This window comes from Microvirga arabica, from assembly GCF_016811235.1.
GTDB classification, from domain to species: domain Bacteria; phylum Pseudomonadota; class Alphaproteobacteria; order Rhizobiales; family Beijerinckiaceae; genus Microvirga; species Microvirga arabica.
In genome coordinates, this window is record NZ_JAFBID010000100.1 from 1 (window position 1) to 19,037 (window position 19,037).

Below are 19,037 nucleotides of genomic sequence, written 5' to 3' on the forward strand. Positions count from 1 at the left end.
TGCGCTCATGCGCAACCGCTGGCCCCGGCGAGAGCGCCCGCGCAGGCGGGTCATCTTGGTATTGACGTACGTCTCGTTAGCCGAGCCACATCTCGAAACGCGAGGTGAGCAGGATTCGGATCGCCACCTTCAGGGCCCCCGGCTATTGCTCCGGCGGGCTCAGAGCCGTTTGGGTCCGATCCTGTCCCGCATAGCATCGCTATCTCACCGTTACCGACAAAGATTTCGGAGCCTTATATGGGCTGTGACAAGAACTCGGACCCCCGAGTTTCCAAAGCCGGGCTATGATGACCAGATCGCTCTTGATCAAGATCAATTCGTCGAACCGCAGCTTGGACCGAGCAGCTGAAAATCCGAGCTGCAAGGCTAAGCTTTAAGCCCAGCATCGTACAAGGCCAGAGACCATCCGGTGGAATACGGACAAGATGCCTTAATTCAGATCCTATTGTCTGCTTTGGCACACGTCTTGCTTTGCTGCGACTTGCGATAGCAAACGGAGACGACCTTGCAGGCGCTTGATCCCATGATGCACCGAGCCGGACTGCCTGCACGCGAGGAGCGTCTCCCAAGGATCCTCTTTGTCACCTCGGAAATGTCTGACTTCATCAAGGCAGGTGGCCTCGGCGAGGTCTCCTCAGCCCTGCCACGCGCCCTCCGTCAGTCGCACGATATCAGGGTTCTGATCCCCGGCTACACCCGTGTCCTGGCTGGCCACAACGTCACAACCGTCGGACGCTTGAACAGTGCCTTTGGCCTGCCTGCATGCGAGATTGGCCTGATCGAGAAGGCGGATGGCCTGATCATCTACGTCCTGCTTTGCCCGGACCTCTACGAGAGAGAGGGCTCGCCTTATGGCGACGGAACCGGAAACGATTGGAGCGACAACGATGTTCGCTTCGCCCGTCTTGCGCTTGCCGCTGCCGACATCGCCTGCGGCTCGGGCGCCCTGAGCTGGCAGCCAGACCTTTTGCATGTGAACGACTGGCCGTCCGCTCTGGCGCCGGCCTATCTGGCATGGCGTGAGCAAGCCGTGCCAAGCATCCTGACAATCCATAACCTGGCTTACCAGGGCTTGTTCGAACGTGACCGGATGCCGACCCTCGGTGTCCCGGAGGATGCATTCCAGATCGACGGCGCGGAGTTTTATGGCAAGCTCTCGTTCCTGAAGGCTGGCATCTTCTATGCCTCCCATGTGACAACGGTGAGTGGCACCTACGCCCGGGAGATCACAACGCCGGAGTCCGGATGCGGTCTTGATGGGCTCCTGCGCACCCGCGCCGAGCAGGGGCGACTCACGGGCATCCTCAACGGCATTGACGAAAGCTGGGATCCCAGCCGAGATCCTCATCTGGCCGGGCATTTTGATACGGAAGATCTCAGCGGCAAACGACTCAACGCCAACCAGGTCCGGGATGCCTTTGGTCTTGCTGTCTCGCGTGGTCCATTGTTCGGCATCGTCTCCCGCCTGGTGCACCAGAAGGGCATTGACCTAGCGATTGAGGCCGCCGAAGCCATCGTGAGCCAGGGCGGCCAGCTGGCCGTCATGGGCCAGGGCGAGGGCCAGTTCGAGACGGCGCTGCAGGATCTTGCTGCACGCAACCCTCAGGCCATAGGGGTTCGGATCGGCTTTGAGGAAAGGGAGGCGCGGCAGCTGTATGCCGGCAGCGACTTCCTCCTGATGCCGTCCCGCTTCGAGCCATGCGGATTGAGCCAGATGTATGCCCAGCGCTTCGGCTCGCTGCCTGTGGCTCACCGGACCGGCGGTTTGGCCGATACGATCCAGGATGGGGTCACAGGGTTTTTGTTTTCCGAGCTGTCTGTGTCTGGTCTGATGAGTGGGATTACCCGCGCCTTCGAAAGTTTTGGCACGAAGCGGCGATTGGCGGCCATGAGGCGAACGGCCATGAGCCGTTCCTTTGCGTGGCATCGGTCCGCGATCCAGTATGGCAACGTCTACAGCATCATGCTGACAAACCGGCGCAATCAGCTTGAGGCTGATCTTACGTAGATTTGCAACTCGCAATTGGCTGCAACAGTCACGGCGGCAGCGAGCCTAGTGAGGACAGTACGATTGTGGTTGGCCTGCCTTGTTGAAGCCCACCCGTGAGAACCGTTCAGGATTGTCGCCGCAGTGATCAACGTGATCGGCCGGGCTGGCACCAAACCAAGCCGTGCGGAGGTCGATGTTTGTACAGTGAGCCGGCGTCCATAAAGCCGCGCTTAGAGGCGCTCTCAAACCACACTGGCATGATTGGCATGTCCGGGGAGCTGGTTGTTGGGTTTTGAACTTAAGTTGTTCTCGATGGCAATCCTGCCGTCCCGATTGGCTGATCCCGCCAAGAGGATTTTACCATGCTCAGTGGCATCCGGGTTCTGATCGTCGAGGATGAGCCTTTAGTCGCTGCCACCCTCTCAGACGTGGTGGAAAATGCTGAGGGAGAAGTGGTCGGCATTGCCCATAGCGTGAGCGAGGCACGGCAGATGATTCGGAGGTTGTCCTTTGACACGGCGGTGCTGGATCTCAACCTGACCGATGGCGAAGTCACGCCGGTTCTGGAGGCGCTTCAGGCCCGCAAAGCCCCAACAGTCATCTATAGCGGCGGGGAGTTGCCGGCGAGGGTCAGGGAGCGGCATCCCGAACTCGTGGCCCTGCGCAAACCGGTTCTCCCGGGCAGGCTTGTGGCGGAAATCCTTCGGGCCTGCAGGAAGACAACATAGCCCACAGATCGCATCGCTCTGGAACTGCGGCCTGCTGGAGAAATGTGGCAACCGTTGGTGCCAACCTACTCCGGAATGGTGGACCTTCGAGGCAACCTTCACGTTAGTAGATCCTCAGTGCGCTTTATGCGCGATCAGGCGTTCGGGGGACCCATGAACTTCCAGAACACGAAGGCCACTCCGGCAGGAGGGCAACCAACCGCTCGGCAGGTCATGCGGACCTCCCGGGTGCATGAGGGGCGCCCATACCCCCTTGGAGCCACATGGGATGGGCTTGGCGTCAACTTCGCCCTGTTCTCGGCCAATGCCACAAAGGTGGAGCTCTGCGTCTTCGATGATAGCGGCGAGCGGGAGCTCGAGCGGATCGAGCTGCCCGAATACACGAACGAGGTCTGGCACGGCTACCTGCCGGATGCTCGCCCTGGCACGATCTACGGCTACCGGGTTCATGGCCCCTATGAGCCCACGGCGGGTCACCGTTTCAATCCCAACAAGCTCCTGCTCGATCCCTATGCCAAGCAGATCGTGGGCCAGATCACCTGGAACCCGGCCCTGTTCGGCTACGAGATGGAAACAGCCAACGATCTCACCTTCGACACGCGTGACAGCGCACCCTTCATGATGAAGGCTCGCGTGATTGATCAGGCCTTCACCTGGGGCAGAAACCGCCCGCTGCAAACGGCCTGGGAAAAGACCGTTATCTACGAGGCCCATGTGCGCGGCTTCACCATGCGCCACCCGGGGGTGCGGGAAGGCCTGCGCGGCACCTACGCGGGTCTGGCCAGCCAGCCGGCCGTCGACTACCTCCGTTCGCTCGGCATCACGGCCATCGAGCTCCTGCCGGTCCACACCTTCGTGGATGACAGCCATCTCACCGAGAAAGGGCTCAAGAATTACTGGGGCTACAACACCATTGGCTTTTTTGCCCCCGCCCGTCGGTATGCCGCCAACTCTGACTTTGCCTTTGCCGAGTTCAAGGAGATGGTCAACCATCTCCACGACGCCGGGATCGAGGTGATCTTGGATGTAGTCTACAACCATACGGCTGAGGGCAACGAGCTCGGCCCGACCCTGTCGTTCAAGGGCATCGACAACGCCTCCTACTACAGGCTGGCCCCGGATCCGCGCTACTACATCAACGACACCGGCACCGGAAACACGGTCAACCTGAGCCATTCCCGGGTGCTGCAACTCGTGGGTGACAGCCTGCGCTACTGGTCGCAGGAAATGCACGTGGATGGCTTCCGCTTCGACCTTGCGACGATCCTCGCCCGGGAGCCCCACGGCTTTGACGCGGACGGCCGCTTCATGGACGCCTGCCAGCAGGATCCGGTGCTCAGCCAGGTCAAGTTGATCGCGGAACCGTGGGACTGCGGTCCAGGAGGTTACCAGGTCGGGCGCTTCTCGCCGGGCTGGGCGGAGTGGAACGACCGCTTTCGCGACACGGTGCGGGCCTACTGGAAGGGCGAGGAGGGCAAGCTGCCGGAGTTGGCCTCGCGCCTGACGGCTTCAGCGGATCTGTTCAACAAGCGCGGGCGCAAGCCATGGGCGTCCGTCAACTTCATCACGGCTCATGACGGCTTTACTCTCAACGACCTGGTGTCCTACAACAACAAGCACAACGAGGCGAACAGCGAGGGCAACCGGGACGGCCACTCGCACAACTTGTCGCTTAACTACGGCATCGAGGGGCCGACAGACGCCCCGGAGATCCGGGAGCTGCGCTTCCGGCACATGCGCAACATGCTGGCGACCCTTCTACTGTCGCGTGGCACTCCCATGCTTCTGGGTGGCGACGAGTTCGCACGCACGCAACAAGGCAACAACAACGCTTACTGTCAGGACAACGAGATCTCCTGGCTGGACTGGGACGGGATCGATCCGGACCAGCGCTGCCTGGCCGAGTTCGTGCAGAAGCTGCTGGCGATCCGGCGAGCCCTGCCCATGCTGCGCCGCGGGCGGTTTCTGACGGGTGAGTATGATGAGGAACTCGGGGTCAAGGACGTGACGTGGCTCACGCCGGCAGGCGACGAGATGGCGGTGGAGCACTGGGAGGATCTCAACGGTCGCTGCATGGGCGTTCTCCTGGATGGGCGGGCGCAGGAGACGGGCGTGCGCCGGCTCGGAGCGGACTCGACGCTGCTCCTGATCCTGAATGCTCATGACGATGTCGTGTCCTTCACCCTGCCGGAAGCTGTCGGGGGAAGGCACTGGGTGCGCCTGATCGACACCAATCAGGGCCAGAGCGACGAGCTTCAGGATTTCGGCTTCGGACATGTGTACGAGGTGACAGGGCGCTCATTGCTGCTCTTCATCCTTAAGCCTGCGCGACAGAAAGGGCAGCAGACGGACGCCGACCGGTCGTTCCAGCATGTCGTTGAAGCGTTTGAGACCGTGACCTCCAGCCCGGTCGCGTTTCACGCTGGCGCAGCGTCCGCAACCGGTGGAAGTTGACGTGCCGCAGTTCGAAGGAAGGATTGGTCCATAGCCACCCCAAACGGAACACCGCAATGCTCTCAATCGAGGTGCAATCGCCATCCGAGTCGTAAGCCCGTGGAACGATATGGCAGTTGTTGATGACGTTGAGGCTCTTGTAATCCGTTGTCCGGGTCTGACCGAGACTGAGATCGCTGTTGCTCTGTTCGGCGCGACCGCCTCTCCGGCACGGATCGCCAGAGCCTGCATGAGCCGGTTCTGTCGCAAACTCGAAGTATAGGCGTTTTTCAGCGCCATTTTCGGTCATAGCGGCGGGGCTAAGCGGTTGATTTTACAGCACTCAACTAACGCGAGCTCGCCAGTATAGACAAGTAAAAACTGAGTTTGCGACAGAACCCCGCCGGGTTCGGGAGCCTGGATTGGCGGACTCTGATGTGCTGCGGCGGGGCGCAATCAGCGATGGCTATCGCGTTTGCTGCGCTGTGCCGGCCGGGCGACACGATCCTATGCGAGGTGGCCACCTTCTCGGGCGCCAGAACACTGGCTGCCCAGCAAGGCTACCAACTGCACGGCGTCGAGATGGATAACGAAGGTGTCCGGCCGGATGCCTTGGAAGGCGCGGCAGCGGCAACAGGTGCACGCGTGTTCTACACGCTGCCGACCCTGCACAACCCCACGACCCGCACCATGGGCCGACAGCGGCGCGCTGACATCGTCCGGGTCGCACGGGCCCGCAATCTCTGGATTGTTGAGGATGATGTCTATGCGCCGTATGCTAGCGATCTTGGCTTGCCGCCGCTTGCTGCGCTCGCGTCCGAGCGCACCCTGTACGTGAGTTCTCTGTCCAAGATCATTGCGCCCGGGCTGCGCGCCGGTTTCCTCGTCGCGCCTGATGGCGAACTCTCCGACCGCTGCGTCCGGGCATTGCGAGCGCTCATCCGTTCGCCGGGAGGCATCAACGCGGCCATCGCGACCGACTGGATCAGGAGCGGCAGGGCCGATGACCTGGCGCGCGAGATCCGCGCGGAAGCGCACGCCCGCACGGCAATGGCGTTGACCTCGCTTCATGGAGCCGTGGCTGAGCCAAACCTTGGGACGGGCTTGCATCTTTGGTTGCCGATGCCGATAGCGGACGCCGAGCGCACGGCCGCGCGGGCCCTGACGGCAGGGGTGCGGCTGACGCCGCCAGGGGCCTTTGCCACCTCCAACGATCAGACTGTGACAGGCCTTCGCTTATGTATAGGGGCTGCCGCAAACCGCGCGACGCTCGCGCGGGCGCTCTCGATCTTGAACCGCGCCCTCGCAGGCAACACAAACGATCCGGCGCTTGATCCGTTATAGGCAGATCAAACAATGCGCCGTCATCGACTGGTCCGTTGAGCCTCATTCGAGCTGATGTCTGAGCTGTCCGCTGGCTATTTGCCGGGCCGTTGGCCTCCTTGATGTCCAATCCGGGATCTCGAACGAGGGATGCGTCTGCGCGTTGCTGCCTTCAGGAGCTTGCGGAAGGTCGGACATTCCAGGTGCGACGGAGCTGGACATTCGGCCACGTGCCGAAGGGCATCCCGTAGCACCCGCAGGTCGAGCATCTGCCGCTGCAAATCATCCGCCTTGGCGCGCAACTGATCGCGGGGGATGTCGGGCCGCCCATCCTTTCCAAACATGCCCGCGATCTCGGTGAGGGAGAAGCCTGCCGTCTTCCCGAGTTCGATCAGGGATAGCGTCAGGAGAACGTCGGCATCGAATTGCCGCCGCAGCCCATGCCGGCTGATCGAGCGGATCAAGCCGACCTCCTCATAGTAGCGCAGCGTTGAGGGCGGCACCCCTGATCGTTCGGCAACCTCACCGATGTCCATCATTCCCATGCTTGACCTCAAGTTGGCTTGAAGTCGTACCCTCTCTCGAATCGTCACTTCGAGCAAGAGGCACACAATGGCCAGCACCACGATCCCGAGACAGACACAGGTCTGGCAAGACCCGCGAGCGATCGCGCTGCTGATGGCGGCATCGCTCACCACCATGGCCAATGCCACGATCAGCCCCGCGCTCCCCGGGCTTGAGCGCCTGTTCGGGGAAGATCCCAATGCTGGGATGCTGGTGCGCCTGCTGGTGCCCGCGCCCTCGCTCAGCGTCGCCGTCTTCGCGCCGTTCGCCGGTCTCATTGCTGATCGCTACGGCCGGCGTCGGATGCTTCTCGCAGGGGTCATCCTTTTCGTGATCGCCGGATGCGCGGGGTTGTTCCTTCCCGACCTGCCAACCATCTTTGCCAGCCGTCTGGTCTTGGGACTGGCTGTCGCCCTCATCATGACAGCGCAGACCACGCTCATTGGCGACTACTTCACTGGGGACGATCGAAGCGCGTTGTCAGGACTTCAGATCTCGGCTCGGAACTTCGGAGGGCTTGTGTTCATCTCGCTTGCAGGATGGTTCGCAGCGATCTGTCCCCGTCTACCCTTCGTCATCTATGGAGTTGCGGCAGTCTTCCTGCCGCTGATGTGGAAGGTCATTGTCGAACCGCAACGGACCTCTCCCGTTCCTGGTGCCAGGCAGGAGGAGAGCGCCCCAGAGCGGTCATCATGGGTCCTTGTCTTCGCGTTGCTCGTGCTTCTCCAGGCGGCGACGAACATGATCTTCTTCGTCATGCCGACCCAGTTGTCGTTTTTCTTCACAGCGGCGGGCTACAGCAGCCCAATGATGACCAGCGCGGCGCTCGGCATCCTGATGCTCTCCGGTGGCAGCCTTGCGCTGCTGTATGGCCGGGTCCAGCGAGCGATCGGTTACGTTGGCGTGTTCGCTCTAGGCTATGGCGCGATGGCGCTTGGGTTCGTGTTGCTGGCCCTTGCGGCGACGCCCCTGGCCTGGTTCGTCGGAGCAGCATCCGTCGGCGCAGGCTATGCATTGGTCTCACCGAGTTTCGTGACCCTTGCCTTGGAGCTTGCTCCGCTCCCGCGGAGGGGAATGGCTGGCGGTGTCCTGACCGCTTCCGTATTCATCGGCCAGTTCTGTTCGCCCCTCCTGAGCACGCCATTGGTCGCGACATACGGTTACGAGGGGCTGTTCCACGTCATATCATCGCTGGCCGCGGCGATGGCCGTTGCGGCGATCTTGAAGGCCTGCGCGAGAGGATTGCATACATAGAAAGGGCGTCCAACCGACGGAGTAATGGTATACACAGGAACAAGGGCAGGTTCCTAGATCGAGGTGCAGGAGAGGTGCCTATTCGCCCTTCCGAGACTAATGCCCGGGGGTTAGCCTTGACCACCGATACAGACTTTCGAGAAGGGTACGTGGCCTTCAGCGCCTGATTCAGTGCAGACTTACAGGGCGGATGTCCGGTAGCTCTAGGCATTGCAACACCAGAGGCAGAAAGCCGATCAGGTCAGCTCCGACAATCAGCATGGGTGATCAGTCGCATTCCATCACTGCATTGGTTCTCAGTCGATTCCGCTGGTAGGAAATGGCCGAGTCCAATCATCCTTCGGAGCCTGCTGTGCCCCGCTTTCCGTACGAGACTGTAGACGTCTTCACCGAACGCCCCTTCGGTGGCAATCCACTAGCTGTCTTCACCGATGCGCGCGGGCTTTCCGATACGCAAATGCAGGCGCTCGCGGCGGAGATGAACTACAGCGAGACCACCTTCGTCCTGCCCGCCGACGATCCGGCCAATGATGCCCGTGTGCGCATCTTTCACCGCACGGCCGAGATGCCCTTTGCCGGTCATCCGAATGTCGGCACGGCATATGTGCTAGCGCGCCATGGCCGCGACCGCGGTGGCGTGCTGCGGTTCGAGCAGAAGGCTGGTCTCGTCGAGATCGCTGTCGAGCGTGATGCGGCCGGAACGGTGACAGGGGCAGTTATCGCGGCGCCGCAGCCCTTGTCCCTCGGTATGGAGTTGCCGGTCGACGAGATCGCCGCCTGTGTCGGACTGTCCGTTACCGATCTCGTGACATTAGCCCACAAGCCGGTGCACGCCTCGGTTGGCGTCAAGTTCGTGCTGGCGCAGGTCGAGCCGGAATCTCTTGCCGGTGCGACGCCCGATCTCACCGCTTTCCGCAAGCTCGTGCGGCAGCATGGCGAACTGGCCGGACGCTTGTCATTGTTCCTCTATACGCGTGACGGCGACAGGATCCGGGCACGTATGTTCGCACCGCTCGCGGGTACTTGGGAAGACCCGGCCACGGGCAGCGCCAGCGCCACACTGGGTGCACTGCTGCTCTCGCTCGATGGTGGCGACAAGGCCGCCTTCACCATCACTCAGGGCGTTGAGATGGGCCGGTCGAGCTTGCTCAAGGTAATGTCGTGGCGCGCCGAGGACGGCTGTCACTCGCGCGTCGGCGGCAGTTGCACCCCGATGTTCCGAGGCGAAGCGCTGCTTTAGAGGGCCGAGTGCGCCAACAGCGCCCCTCTGTGGCATAAAAGGGGAACCCAGGGAGGCCGCTTCTGACACGAGGCCGAATTAGACCAGACGTCGGCCTTAGTCAGGAGCACCGGACCTTCATGAAGGGGAGGGGGTCGGGAGATGTCACGTTAATGGGGAATCCTACCCTATACTCGTCAACGGAAAACCTCGCACCGCGGGAAGTCAACAACTTGGGCTGTACATAACCAGACCGCGTTGAGCGGCTCCACAGCTATACTCAGTTAAAGTAACATCCCCGGCTACCCTTCGGCATTTTGGCTCACGTCATCGGGTCCAGAGGTTACTGGATCGTATTGCATTGCAGCAGCTTTGATGGAATGCGGCCTAAGGCGCACCGGCCATAAATGCCATATGGCGAAAGCCTCCTCACCCGCCGTTGCCAGGTAGATGAGGAGGCCTCCTAGCCTTGAAGGCGTTAGCCGCCCTCGTTCAAATAACCGAAAAGTCGGCGAAGCGTTTCAACGATTGCGGTGCTGGTTCTCGGCGAAAGAGCACGGAGGAAAGAAAGAGCCCTCCGATCGACGACCGAGGGCCCAGGTAGAAGGTGTAGGTGAACAGAACCTTCAGGTTTCTAACCCTTACGGGGTAGGCTGGTTTCAGCTTGACAACATATTCATAGCGGGAAGTGACCTCTGCCTCTATTGGCGTAGCCTGGAGGGGCACACCCGTCTGGGAACTGCCATGGTTTAGCCTCGTTAATGCCACGACACGCTCACGCTTCGGCATCTTCCGAACCAGACGGCTCTCCGGCCTGAAGGCTCCGCCTGCTCATTGCAGACAGAAGGGGATGCTTTGGCACGTAGAAGGCCTGATAAGAATAAAGGGTACTCGACGATGGACCACGATATTGCCTACAGGACCCAGCTCGCGACCTTGGCCCAGCAGGCTCAACCTTCTGTGATGACTTACCTGATGTGCCAGAACACGCTGCTTCGCACAGGAGTTAGCCACATTCTGGAAGGCACCTGTTTTGTCGTGGCAGCGGAAAAGTCTGATGGGCATGCGAACCCGGACCTTATTCTCCTTTGTGACAGCCTCCCCGAAGAGGGCGCCGTTGAGACCATCAAGCAGGTGAAGGAGCAGTATCCAGGCGCTCGTCTGGTCGCTCTGAGCGACAACCTTGATCTTTGGGCTGTCCTGGAACTCTGTTCCGCTGGGCTCGACGGCTTATGCCCGACCGGAATGTCCCCAACTGCCATGTGTAAGGTCTTGGAGTTGGTGATGCTGGGTGAGGTGTTCCTGCCGATCTCGGTCAGTCTCGCGTTACTCGATCAAGTCTCCGCTGAAAGGCCAGCAATGAGATCTTCAGCAATGGATCCTTCAGGACTGGCCGGCAAATTCTCGGATCGCGAGCGCCAGATCCTGCAGCGTCTCACAACGGGAGCCTCGAACAAGCTTATTGCGCGGGACCTTGGTGTGGCGGAGGCCACGGTCAAGGTGCATATCAAGGCGATCCTGCGGAAGGCCAAGGCTGCCAACCGCACTCAGGCTGCCATGTGGGCAACCCAGCATCTGAGCTTTGATGCCAATCCCAGAGAAGCCCTCGTCGGTTAGCAAGAAAAGGGGCCCACTCCGCGGGGAGGGGCCCTAAGATCGATGCCGTTGTTCTTGAGAGAGGAACGGCAATCCTTTTCCAGACAGGCTGAACAGGAGCGTATGGCCCATCTGCATGCCAAACGGTAGAACAGGACGGGCTATTCCAGCGTGGCCGCAAGAAAAAGGGCTTGATGCCCGCTCTTTGTTTCAGATCAAGGCATCTCCCACGCCCTTCAGCAAACTGCACCAGATAAACAAAAAGGCGCGGGCATGAATGCGAACACTGACAGGCCTCTGCCGACCTGTTGGCCGTGGTTTTTATTCAGCATGGGCACGATCAGCTTTGCCTTGTCGTCCCTCCTTGGATGACAACAATAGGCACTTTACTGGCGCTGATGCCGGACTGCCGAAGTAACGGTCGTGCTGAAACCGATCACGGACGCGTAGTTCCCATTACCGTGTGTTAACAGGGGTAATGCGGGGCAACGAGCAAACGCCATGCCACATAGCAGCAGCAATCAGTGGGCAAAACAGATCCCCAACAGCCTGAACTTCTCGCAGGAACAGGTGACCTTCATCCTGGGCCATTCCCTACGCAGCCTGTACAGCGATGTCCTCGCAGACGAGCTGCCGGACAGGCTGAAAGCTCTTGTGGAGCAGCTTGAGAATGGGCGTTCCCCACCGACCGGTGCCCGTTAAGCTAGGCGCTTAACAACAGTGGAATGAGTGAATGGCGGGCAAGACGGTGAAGCGTGCAGACCTATGTGATGCAGTCTATGCGGCCACGGGTGTTTCCCGGCACGAGTCAGCTATACTGGTCGAGCAAGTTCTGTCGGGGATCGGTGATGCGTTGGTCAGAGGAGAGAGTGTCAAACTCTCCGGCTTTGGCACTTTCACCGTCCGGAATAAAGCTGAGCGCGTGGGCCGTAATCCGAAGACAGGGGTTGAGGTGCCCATTGAGCCTCGACGGGCGCTCACATTCAGTCCATCTCACGTCCTGAAAGATCACGTCAACGGATCCTCTTGAGCCATTCCAGGCCGAAAAAGAAAAGGGCCGCGCCCGGTCTTTTAACCGTGTTCGCGACCCGTGAGCCCCGCATTTGCCCCTACGGTAAGTACGTAAAACTTTTGTCGTTTTTGCAATTGATCACTGAAAGTGTGGGGTGCTTTCAATGCCCGCGAAGATGAAGCAGTCGGCCGCTTCGCGCAATAAGGGGAAACCGAAAGCTTGGCTGTAAGCAAACTACGTATTGTCTTAACGAAATGTAAGAGCGTTACAGTAAGCAGAACAAGAACGAATTTCCACTTTACTCACAGAAATATTGTTTAGGGCATCTTGTACTAAGCTTAGCCTTAAACTGCGGCGGCTTTTACATTGTTAATCACTTGTCTTTTTGCTATCCGCCCGGACGCGTTACCTCCAAAGAATAGAAGCACTGGACGGTCGGGGCAGCATTTCAACAATGGCTATCAGCAGTTTCAGCAGCGTCTCAGTACTTGACGGTCAAGAACGGCTCACTGCCGTTCGCGATCTGAGTATTCTCGACACTCCTCCCGAGGCTGCCTTCGACGATGTGGTTCTGATCGCCGCCCAAGTCTGTCAGGCATCGGCGGCTTCCATCGGGTTCCTTGTTGAGGGCCGGCACTGGTTCAAGGCCAGGATCGGCTTTGATGCCGTGGAGATTCCGGCGGACCTCTCGATCTGCGCCTATACGATCCAGCAACCGGGCCTCACCGTCATTCCCGACCTCCGCGAGCATCCGGAGTTTCGTCATAATCCCTTCGTCACGGGAGATCCGGGCCTGCGGTTTTATGCCGGGATCGCTCTGAGAGACGAGAACGGCTTCCCGGTTGGCACCCTGACCGTTGTTGACCGTGACGCCCGCCCGGAAGGGCTGTCCGGGGTCCAAGAGCGGACACTCCTGGCGCTCGCCCGTTCCGTTCGCCGCGAGATGAAGCTGCGGAAAGCCGAGCGCGAGCTCGCCCAGAAGACCGAGATGCTGGATCGGCTGCATGCCAGTTCCGAGGATTGCATCAAGGTCCTCGATCTGGAGGGTCGGCTGCGCTTTATGAGCGAAGGCGGCTGCCAGGCGATGGAGGTGGAGACCTTCGCTGATATCGAAGGCTGCAACTGGCTCGACTTCTGGACAGGACCAACGGCCGATGATGCTCGCAAGGCCGTGCTGCGGGCCAAGACGGGGGACACAGGACACTTTCGTGGCTTCTGCCCGACGGTGGTCGGAACCCCGAAGTGGTGGGACGTAATCGTCACGCCGATCATGGGCAGCGACAACAAGCCGGATGGGTTGCTGGCTATCTCCCGCGACATCACAGGCCTGCAGCATGCTGAGGAGAGCTTGCGCCAGAGTGAGGAGCGGCTGCGCCTGGCAATCGAGACCACCGGCCTCGGCATCTGGGACTTCAATACGCTCACAGGCGAGCGGCAATGGACTGCCGAGGCGCGGGATCTATTCGGTTTTGCGCCGGACACCGCGATCACTCAGGAACTTGTCCTCGATCGTATCCATCCGGACGATCGGGAGCGGGTGGCGGGCACCGCGTACCTGGATCAGCCCGGTGACAGCCTGACCTTTACGAACACATTCAGGATTGTCCGGGCTGACAACGGCGAGGAGCGCTGGATTACATCGGTTGGGCACACGCTGGTCGACAAGTATGGAAAGCCCACCCGCAAGCTCGGGATCGCGCAGGATGTCACCCACCATGTTGTGGCCGAGGAAGCGCTGCGTGCCAGTCAGGACGATCTGCTTCGGCAAACCGCTCACCTGCAATCCATCCTGGCGACTGTCCCGGACGCGATGGTGGTGTCGGACGAGAAAGGGATCATCACCTCCTTCAGTGCTACTGCAGTGAAGATGTTCGGTTACCAGCCCGAGGAGATCATCGGCACCAGCGTCAAGTTCCTGATGCCGGTGCCGTATCGGGACAGCCATGAGGGGTTCATGCCCCATTACCGGCAGACCGGCGAGCGCCGGATCACGGAAAGCGGCCGCGTGGCTGTGGCTCAGCGCAAGGACGGCTCAACCTTCCCGATGGAGGTGCATCTCGGTGAGATGGAGTCGGGCGGCCAGCGCTTCTTCACTGCCTTCATCCGTGACCTGACGGACCGGCAGTATACGGAAAAACGGATGCAGGAGCTTCAGACCGAACTTGCTTACATGTCCCGCCTGACCGCCATGGGTGAGATGGGCTCGACCCTGGCGCATGAGGTCAATCAACCGCTGACCGCAATTACTGGTTACCTGAAGGGCTGCGGGATGATCCTGGACCGGATGGACGGGGAGCACATCCCGATGCTGCGGCACGGGATCGAAGGAGCCGTGGAGGAAGCGCTCCGGGCTGGTGAGGTGATCCGCCAGCTACGGGCGTTTGTGGCCCGGGGCGAAACCGATCAGGGTGTTGAGGATCTACGCAAGTTGCTTGAGGAGGCCAGTGCCCTGGCTCTGGCTGGCGCCAAGGACAAGGGCATTAAGGTTGACTTCGATCTTCCTCACGAGAGCCCCAAGGTGCTCGTCAGCCGGGTGCAGATCCAGCAGGTTCTGCTCAACCTGGTTCGCAACGCCATGGAGGCGATGCAGGACGTGAATGAGCGCAATCTGACAATCAAGGCGGAGGTGGAAGACGAGGGCGCGATCGTGCGCCTGAGCGTCATCGACACCGGGAGCGGGATCGCACCGGCCGTTCAGGAGCGATTGTTCTCACCATTTACAACGACGAAGAAGACCGGGATGGGCGTGGGGCTGTCGATCTGCCGAACCATCATCGAGGCGCATGGCGGAAAGATCTGGGCCGAGTCGACGCCAGAGGAGGGGACAGCGTTCCACTTCACCTTAAAGGCGGTGAAGGAGGAGGAACTTGCCGAGGCGGCGGAGGTATGAACTACCGGGCTCGGCGCCACAGCTAAGGCCCTGAAAGTGTCACAAACCTGATTAGGCTCTGGGGCTCGGCCTTGCCCTGTCTCAGCTCGCACTGACACAGTACCCCGAGGCCGCGACGCCGACCGGTTGTGCGGTCTCTTGTGCTCGCTGCGAGCAACCGCTCAAGGTGACCCGATCGGTCGGCGTCACCCTATCCCACACAGTAACAACGTAGCAGAAACCAGCGGCCCAAGTGCAACGGAACGAATCAACAACAAAGTCGCGTATCCGGGCTTGAAAAACGCGAATCATGGACTCTATTCTGTTCCTGGTCGCCCTAATTCGGCTGATCTTTCCCAGCCGCCGTGCGGGGCTTCTGGGTCGTGTCATCACCTCTTCGTCGTTCAAAAGTCAGTCTGAACCGGTGTAACTGGATCGGGGCAGGAGTTCAGGAGTCTCTCTTTTGGCTACGCTGAAGCAATTCGAAGAAGCCCTGCGCGCCCAAGGCATGAACATGGCCTTGGCCATCTTGGAGAAGATGCGCAAGGAGGAGAAGAAGACCCGATCAATCGCGCCGGCCCGTCGGGTAGCAGGGCGCAAGATGACGCCGGAGCTCGCCCGCAAGATCCTTGAGCTTCATAGCACCACCGACATGACCCAGCAGGAGATCGCCTTCCAGCTGGGGATCAATCAGGGTCGGGTGAATGAAGTGGTCAAGCGCGGAAAATGGCTGACCGAAGATCCTCAGTCTGCGGAGGCCCAAGCTCGTGACAAGGCGAAGGCACGGATGAAGCGGATGCGGTCCGAGGACACTCCCATTCCGCGCAAACAGCCTATGGCCGCGAGTGCAGAGGAAGGGCCGCGCAGGCCTAAGCCGAAGCCGCGTAACACCGCACAGTTGTCGATCGACGACTTCCTGTAAACCTGAAGCATCTGAACGGAATCTTGTATCAGCGGGAGCCTGCCCCACTGGCGACGATCAGGTCGAGCCGCTCCAAATCCGAATGATGCATCAGCAGCACGCCGTTCTTGTGCGCGAGTTGGTGGGCAGATTTCGTGTAGACCGAGTTCGTGACGACCACGGCGTAAGGAGCATCCTGAAAGGCAGCGGCCGCATAGGCTTCCTGAACAGCCTTGTTGCCGACGGTGCCGTTGTAAAACTTGCATTGGATGACCACCCGTCTGCCATCCTTCTCCGCGATGATGTCGGCACCCTGGTCGCCCGATCCGGGAGTAAGCGCGGCCTGCCACCCGGCTTCGTGCAGGATCTCGCGGCAATAGAGCTCAAACTCCCGGCCGGTCATCCCATCGTCAAACTCGACTGCAGCTTCGGCCGGTTGCTGCCGATCGATGATCCAGTTGATCCGGGTCCTGAGGCGGGCAGCGTACCATTTTGGGTCGTTCTTCAGGAGATGATCGATCTTCCTGCGCTGGAACTCCGGTACAAGCGTCTTCTTGATGAAGGTGTTCAGGTGCTTGTCCCAGACCTCCTCTGAGACGTTTCCATACTCGTCCGGGGAAAGCATATGGGCACGTTTGGTCGCCAGGGTCCGGACATGCCTCAAGGCCGCTTGGTCCGTTAGATCATAGATCAGCAGAAGCGAGTGAACCTTCGTCAGCCGCAAGAAAAGGAGCAGCGCGAGCCCGGCCCAGGCGGCAATGGGTTTTAGATAGAAGCCCACGCCGAACAGGAGCAGCAGAACAGCGCTAAAGGCCTTATGCCTCCAGAGGTACCGAAACATTCCCTTTACCGTGCCAAATGACGGTCATCGCCGTGATCACCAGCCGCTGTGGATAGCTGAGTGCGGTTACCGACGGCTTGGCGCTGGGCTAAGACCAAGAGAACTCACAGGAATATTTCGGCAGCTACTGTTTGGTAATCCGGGTTCTGTCGAGGATTTGACCAGCGAACTCGCGCAACTCGTCCGCAGTGCTTGTCTCGTCCCTCTGAATGACGAAGAGCCCTGCGTGGAGCAGGATCATCAACTCCCGAGCCTGCTGTGCTTCGCCGTCGGCGGCTGGCATGACCTCCGCCATCTTCTCTCATGATAGTGGCATCGCGGTCCAAGATTTCCATAAGACGGGTGGTCACTGCATCTCCTTCCATCGGCCGATCTGAGAGCCTGACCGATACAAATAGTTCTCCTCGCCGGAATGGTAATAGGCAGGGGCCGGAGGGTCCATCACTCGGGCTTGATGCCGGGGGCTATGCAGTAGCCGTAGTACGCATGTTCCCCTGCTTTATGGTAGATCTGCGCGATCTCCATTTTCTTGCGGCGGTCAAGGGCAAAGCGGGAGCCGATGCGTTGGAGGCGGAGATAGGCGATTGGGCAGGCGTCGAGTTTGACGGTCTGCTGAAGGCGAGGGAACTCCTCGGTTGACATCTCCTCTGGGTAGCCGTCACGGCCCATAAACATTGCGAACACTTTGCGGTGTTCGTTGATGAACCGCTCATCGCTGAGGAACTCTGGCGTCGAAGCTGCCATATTGGGGATTCTCCATTAGGTCAGGCGCAACAAAAAAGCCGCCCCAATACTGGAGCGGCTTATTGTGAAGGCGGAAGATTCCGCAAATGCGTAAGGTCTTAGACCTGCTGCAGGTTGGTCGCAGATTCTTTCCCCGAGCGACGGTCCTGCTCAATCTCGTAGGAGATTTTCTGTCCGTCCTGCAGGCTGCGAAGGCCTGCGCGCTCCACGGCCGAAATATGAACAAACACGTCCTTGCCGCCATTGTCCGGCTGAATAAAGCCGTATCCCTTGGTCTCGTTGAACCATTTAACAGTGCCAGTCGCCATTCTCGTCTCTAGTCCCTAGTAGTTCCCGCCAGCAGAACATCATGTTCCGCCCTCCAGTGACAGGTTTGTCACGGGAAGGAGGCTAGTTGGGCAATGGAACCGTGGCAATAACGTGACGAGATCAGGATTCACTTTTCTTCGGATGCCGGGGTTGCTCCCGGCCGGTGACCTCAGCCCAGAACTGATCGGCACGCCCTTCGAACGTGTTCGGGCCCCGGCTGTCGCTTTGATAAAACTCGCCAAGCGTGATACCCGGAGCATATTCCTGCTCTACCCATCCTCTCGCATCGTCATGAGGGAAGACATAGCCACCATAGCCATGAAGCGTTTTCGCGCTCGCGTAGTGGGTGTCGCGCAGATGCAGCGGTACAGGGATCGGCGGAGCTGATTGCACGTAGGCCATGGCCTGTCCGATGCCGCGGCAGACCGAGTTTGACTTCGGAGCCCGGCAAATGTGCAGAGCGGCATGCGCCAGCACGATCTGCGCCTCCGGATAGCCGATGTGTTGCACAGCATGGAGTGCTGCGACCGCCGTCTGCAGGGCGGTGTTATCAGCAAGGCCTACGTCTTCTGAGGCATGGATCATGATCCGCCGGGCGATGAACCTCGGATCTTCGCCGGCATGGATCAGCTTTGCGAGCCAATAAAGGGTCGCATCTGGATCACTGCCTCTCATCGCCTTCAAGAAGGCGCTCACGGAGTCATAGTGCTGATCGGCGTTCCGGTCATACAAGACTGGGGATGCCTGAAACAGATTCAGGTCATTGTAATCGAGACAGCGGTTCTGCCGCATTGTCCGGTCATACTGAGCCAAAATATCGGCATCTTCCCGCGAGAGACCGGAAGCTGACCTTACCCAGGACGATCCTGCGGAATGGTTGAGCGCAGCGCCGATGTTCTTGGCGGCATCAATCGTCTCGAGGAGTCCATTGATCCACTTGTCAAGCTCCCGGCTGCTGGACGAGTTCGCGAAACAATCGAGGCTGGCGAGGATGCCCGTCAGGATCATCTTTATTTCCTCAGGCTCGACGATGGTGAACGGCTTCTCGCCGGTGTGGATCGCCTGGTGGATCTTGAGCATTCGGGAGGAGAGGGAGTGGAACGTCCCGACATAGAGGCTGTCGAGGTCCGTCTTGATTCTCTTGCCGATGCGATCTCTAAGCTCGTGAGCAGCCTTCCTAGATGTTTGATCCCGGGGTTTGATGGTGCGATATTCTCCTCAGGATGGAGGGACGCGCTATGGGCCAAGTTCTCC

The 19,037-nt window shown here is 59.9% G+C and carries 17 protein-coding genes; 11 read left to right on the forward strand and 6 right to left on the reverse strand.

Translation table 11 applies throughout. From position 1 onward, the window contains the following. The first annotated feature begins 523 nt into the window (after positions 1–523). From glgA to JQC81_RS28730, 4 genes are all read left to right on the forward strand, one after another. Positions 524–2,008, forward strand: a complete 1,485-nt coding sequence (gene glgA / locus JQC81_RS28715) for a glycogen synthase GlgA (RefSeq protein WP_203275217.1) — start codon at positions 524–526, stop codon at positions 2,006–2,008. Positions 2,009–2,352: 344 nt separating this feature from the next. Then, on the forward strand, positions 2,353–2,718 hold the full coding sequence (locus JQC81_RS28720; RefSeq protein WP_203275203.1) for a response regulator: 366 nt from the start codon (positions 2,353–2,355) through the stop codon (positions 2,716–2,718). Between the two features lie 153 nt (positions 2,719–2,871). Beyond that, positions 2,872–5,172 (forward strand): glycogen debranching protein GlgX, encoded by a 2,301-nt coding sequence (gene glgX / locus JQC81_RS28725; protein WP_203275204.1) that lies wholly within the window; start codon positions 2,872–2,874, stop codon positions 5,170–5,172. Between the two features lie 414 nt (positions 5,173–5,586). Beyond that, positions 5,587–6,495, forward strand: coding sequence for an aminotransferase-like domain-containing protein (locus JQC81_RS28730; protein WP_281400435.1), 909 nt, complete (start codon positions 5,587–5,589; stop codon positions 6,493–6,495). Positions 6,496–6,569: 74 nt separating this feature from the next. On the opposite strand, the gene JQC81_RS28735 is transcribed toward JQC81_RS28730, so the two are convergent. Next, positions 6,570–7,019, reverse strand: a complete 450-nt coding sequence (locus JQC81_RS28735; protein ID WP_203275206.1) for a helix-turn-helix domain-containing protein — start codon at positions 7,017–7,019, stop codon at positions 6,570–6,572. A 67-nt stretch (positions 7,020–7,086) separates the two neighbouring features. Between JQC81_RS28735 and JQC81_RS28740 the strand changes: the two genes are divergently transcribed. The 7 genes from JQC81_RS28740 (at position 7,087) to JQC81_RS28770 (ending at position 15,910) form a co-directional block, all read left to right on the forward strand. Then, a complete protein-coding gene (locus JQC81_RS28740) occupies positions 7,087–8,292 on the forward strand; it encodes an MFS transporter (RefSeq protein WP_203275207.1) in 1,206 nt (401 codons plus the stop codon). A 352-nt stretch (positions 8,293–8,644) separates the two neighbouring features. Continuing rightward, a complete protein-coding gene (locus JQC81_RS28745) occupies positions 8,645–9,532 on the forward strand; it encodes a PhzF family protein (protein ID WP_203275208.1) in 888 nt (295 codons plus the stop codon). Between the two features lie 915 nt (positions 9,533–10,447). After that, a complete protein-coding gene (locus JQC81_RS28750) occupies positions 10,448–11,128 on the forward strand; it encodes a LuxR C-terminal-related transcriptional regulator (RefSeq protein ID WP_203275209.1) in 681 nt (226 codons plus the stop codon). A 480-nt stretch (positions 11,129–11,608) separates the two neighbouring features. Then, positions 11,609–11,809, forward strand: coding sequence for a NepR family anti-sigma factor (locus JQC81_RS28755; RefSeq protein WP_203275210.1), 201 nt, complete (start codon positions 11,609–11,611; stop codon positions 11,807–11,809). A 31-nt stretch (positions 11,810–11,840) separates the two neighbouring features. After that, positions 11,841–12,137 (forward strand): integration host factor subunit alpha, encoded by a 297-nt coding sequence (locus JQC81_RS28760; RefSeq protein WP_203275211.1) that lies wholly within the window; start codon positions 11,841–11,843, stop codon positions 12,135–12,137. Between the two features lie 436 nt (positions 12,138–12,573). Further along, the gene (locus tag JQC81_RS28765; protein WP_203275212.1) at positions 12,574–15,009 is read left to right on the forward strand and encodes a PAS domain S-box protein; all 2,436 of its coding nucleotides are present in this window, start codon (positions 12,574–12,576) and stop codon (positions 15,007–15,009) included. A 442-nt stretch (positions 15,010–15,451) separates the two neighbouring features. Next, the gene (locus JQC81_RS28770) at positions 15,452–15,910 is read left to right on the forward strand and encodes a sigma factor-like helix-turn-helix DNA-binding protein (RefSeq protein ID WP_203275213.1); all 459 of its coding nucleotides are present in this window, start codon (positions 15,452–15,454) and stop codon (positions 15,908–15,910) included. A gap of 28 nt (positions 15,911–15,938) precedes the next feature. Here the strand turns inward: JQC81_RS28770 and JQC81_RS28775 are convergent, their stop codons facing one another. The 5 genes from JQC81_RS28775 to JQC81_RS34190 all read right to left on the reverse strand — a co-directional run bounded on the left by JQC81_RS28775 (position 15,939) and on the right by JQC81_RS34190 (position 18,986). After that, a complete protein-coding gene (locus JQC81_RS28775) occupies positions 15,939–16,730 on the reverse strand; it encodes a restriction endonuclease (protein ID WP_203275214.1) in 792 nt (263 codons plus the stop codon). A gap of 124 nt (positions 16,731–16,854) precedes the next feature. Beyond that, a complete protein-coding gene (locus JQC81_RS28780; protein ID WP_203275215.1) occupies positions 16,855–17,025 on the reverse strand; it encodes a hypothetical protein in 171 nt (56 codons plus the stop codon). A 146-nt stretch (positions 17,026–17,171) separates the two neighbouring features. Next, positions 17,172–17,474 (reverse strand): hypothetical protein, encoded by a 303-nt coding sequence (locus JQC81_RS28785; RefSeq protein ID WP_203275216.1) that lies wholly within the window; start codon positions 17,472–17,474, stop codon positions 17,172–17,174. 98 nt (positions 17,475–17,572) lie between these two features. After that, positions 17,573–17,782 (reverse strand): cold-shock protein, encoded by a 210-nt coding sequence (locus tag JQC81_RS28790; RefSeq protein ID WP_036356235.1) that lies wholly within the window; start codon positions 17,780–17,782, stop codon positions 17,573–17,575. A 121-nt stretch (positions 17,783–17,903) separates the two neighbouring features. Continuing rightward, positions 17,904–18,986, reverse strand: a complete 1,083-nt coding sequence (locus JQC81_RS34190; protein WP_312887604.1) for an AAA family ATPase — start codon at positions 18,984–18,986, stop codon at positions 17,904–17,906. Between the last annotated feature and the right edge of the window lie 51 nt (positions 18,987–19,037).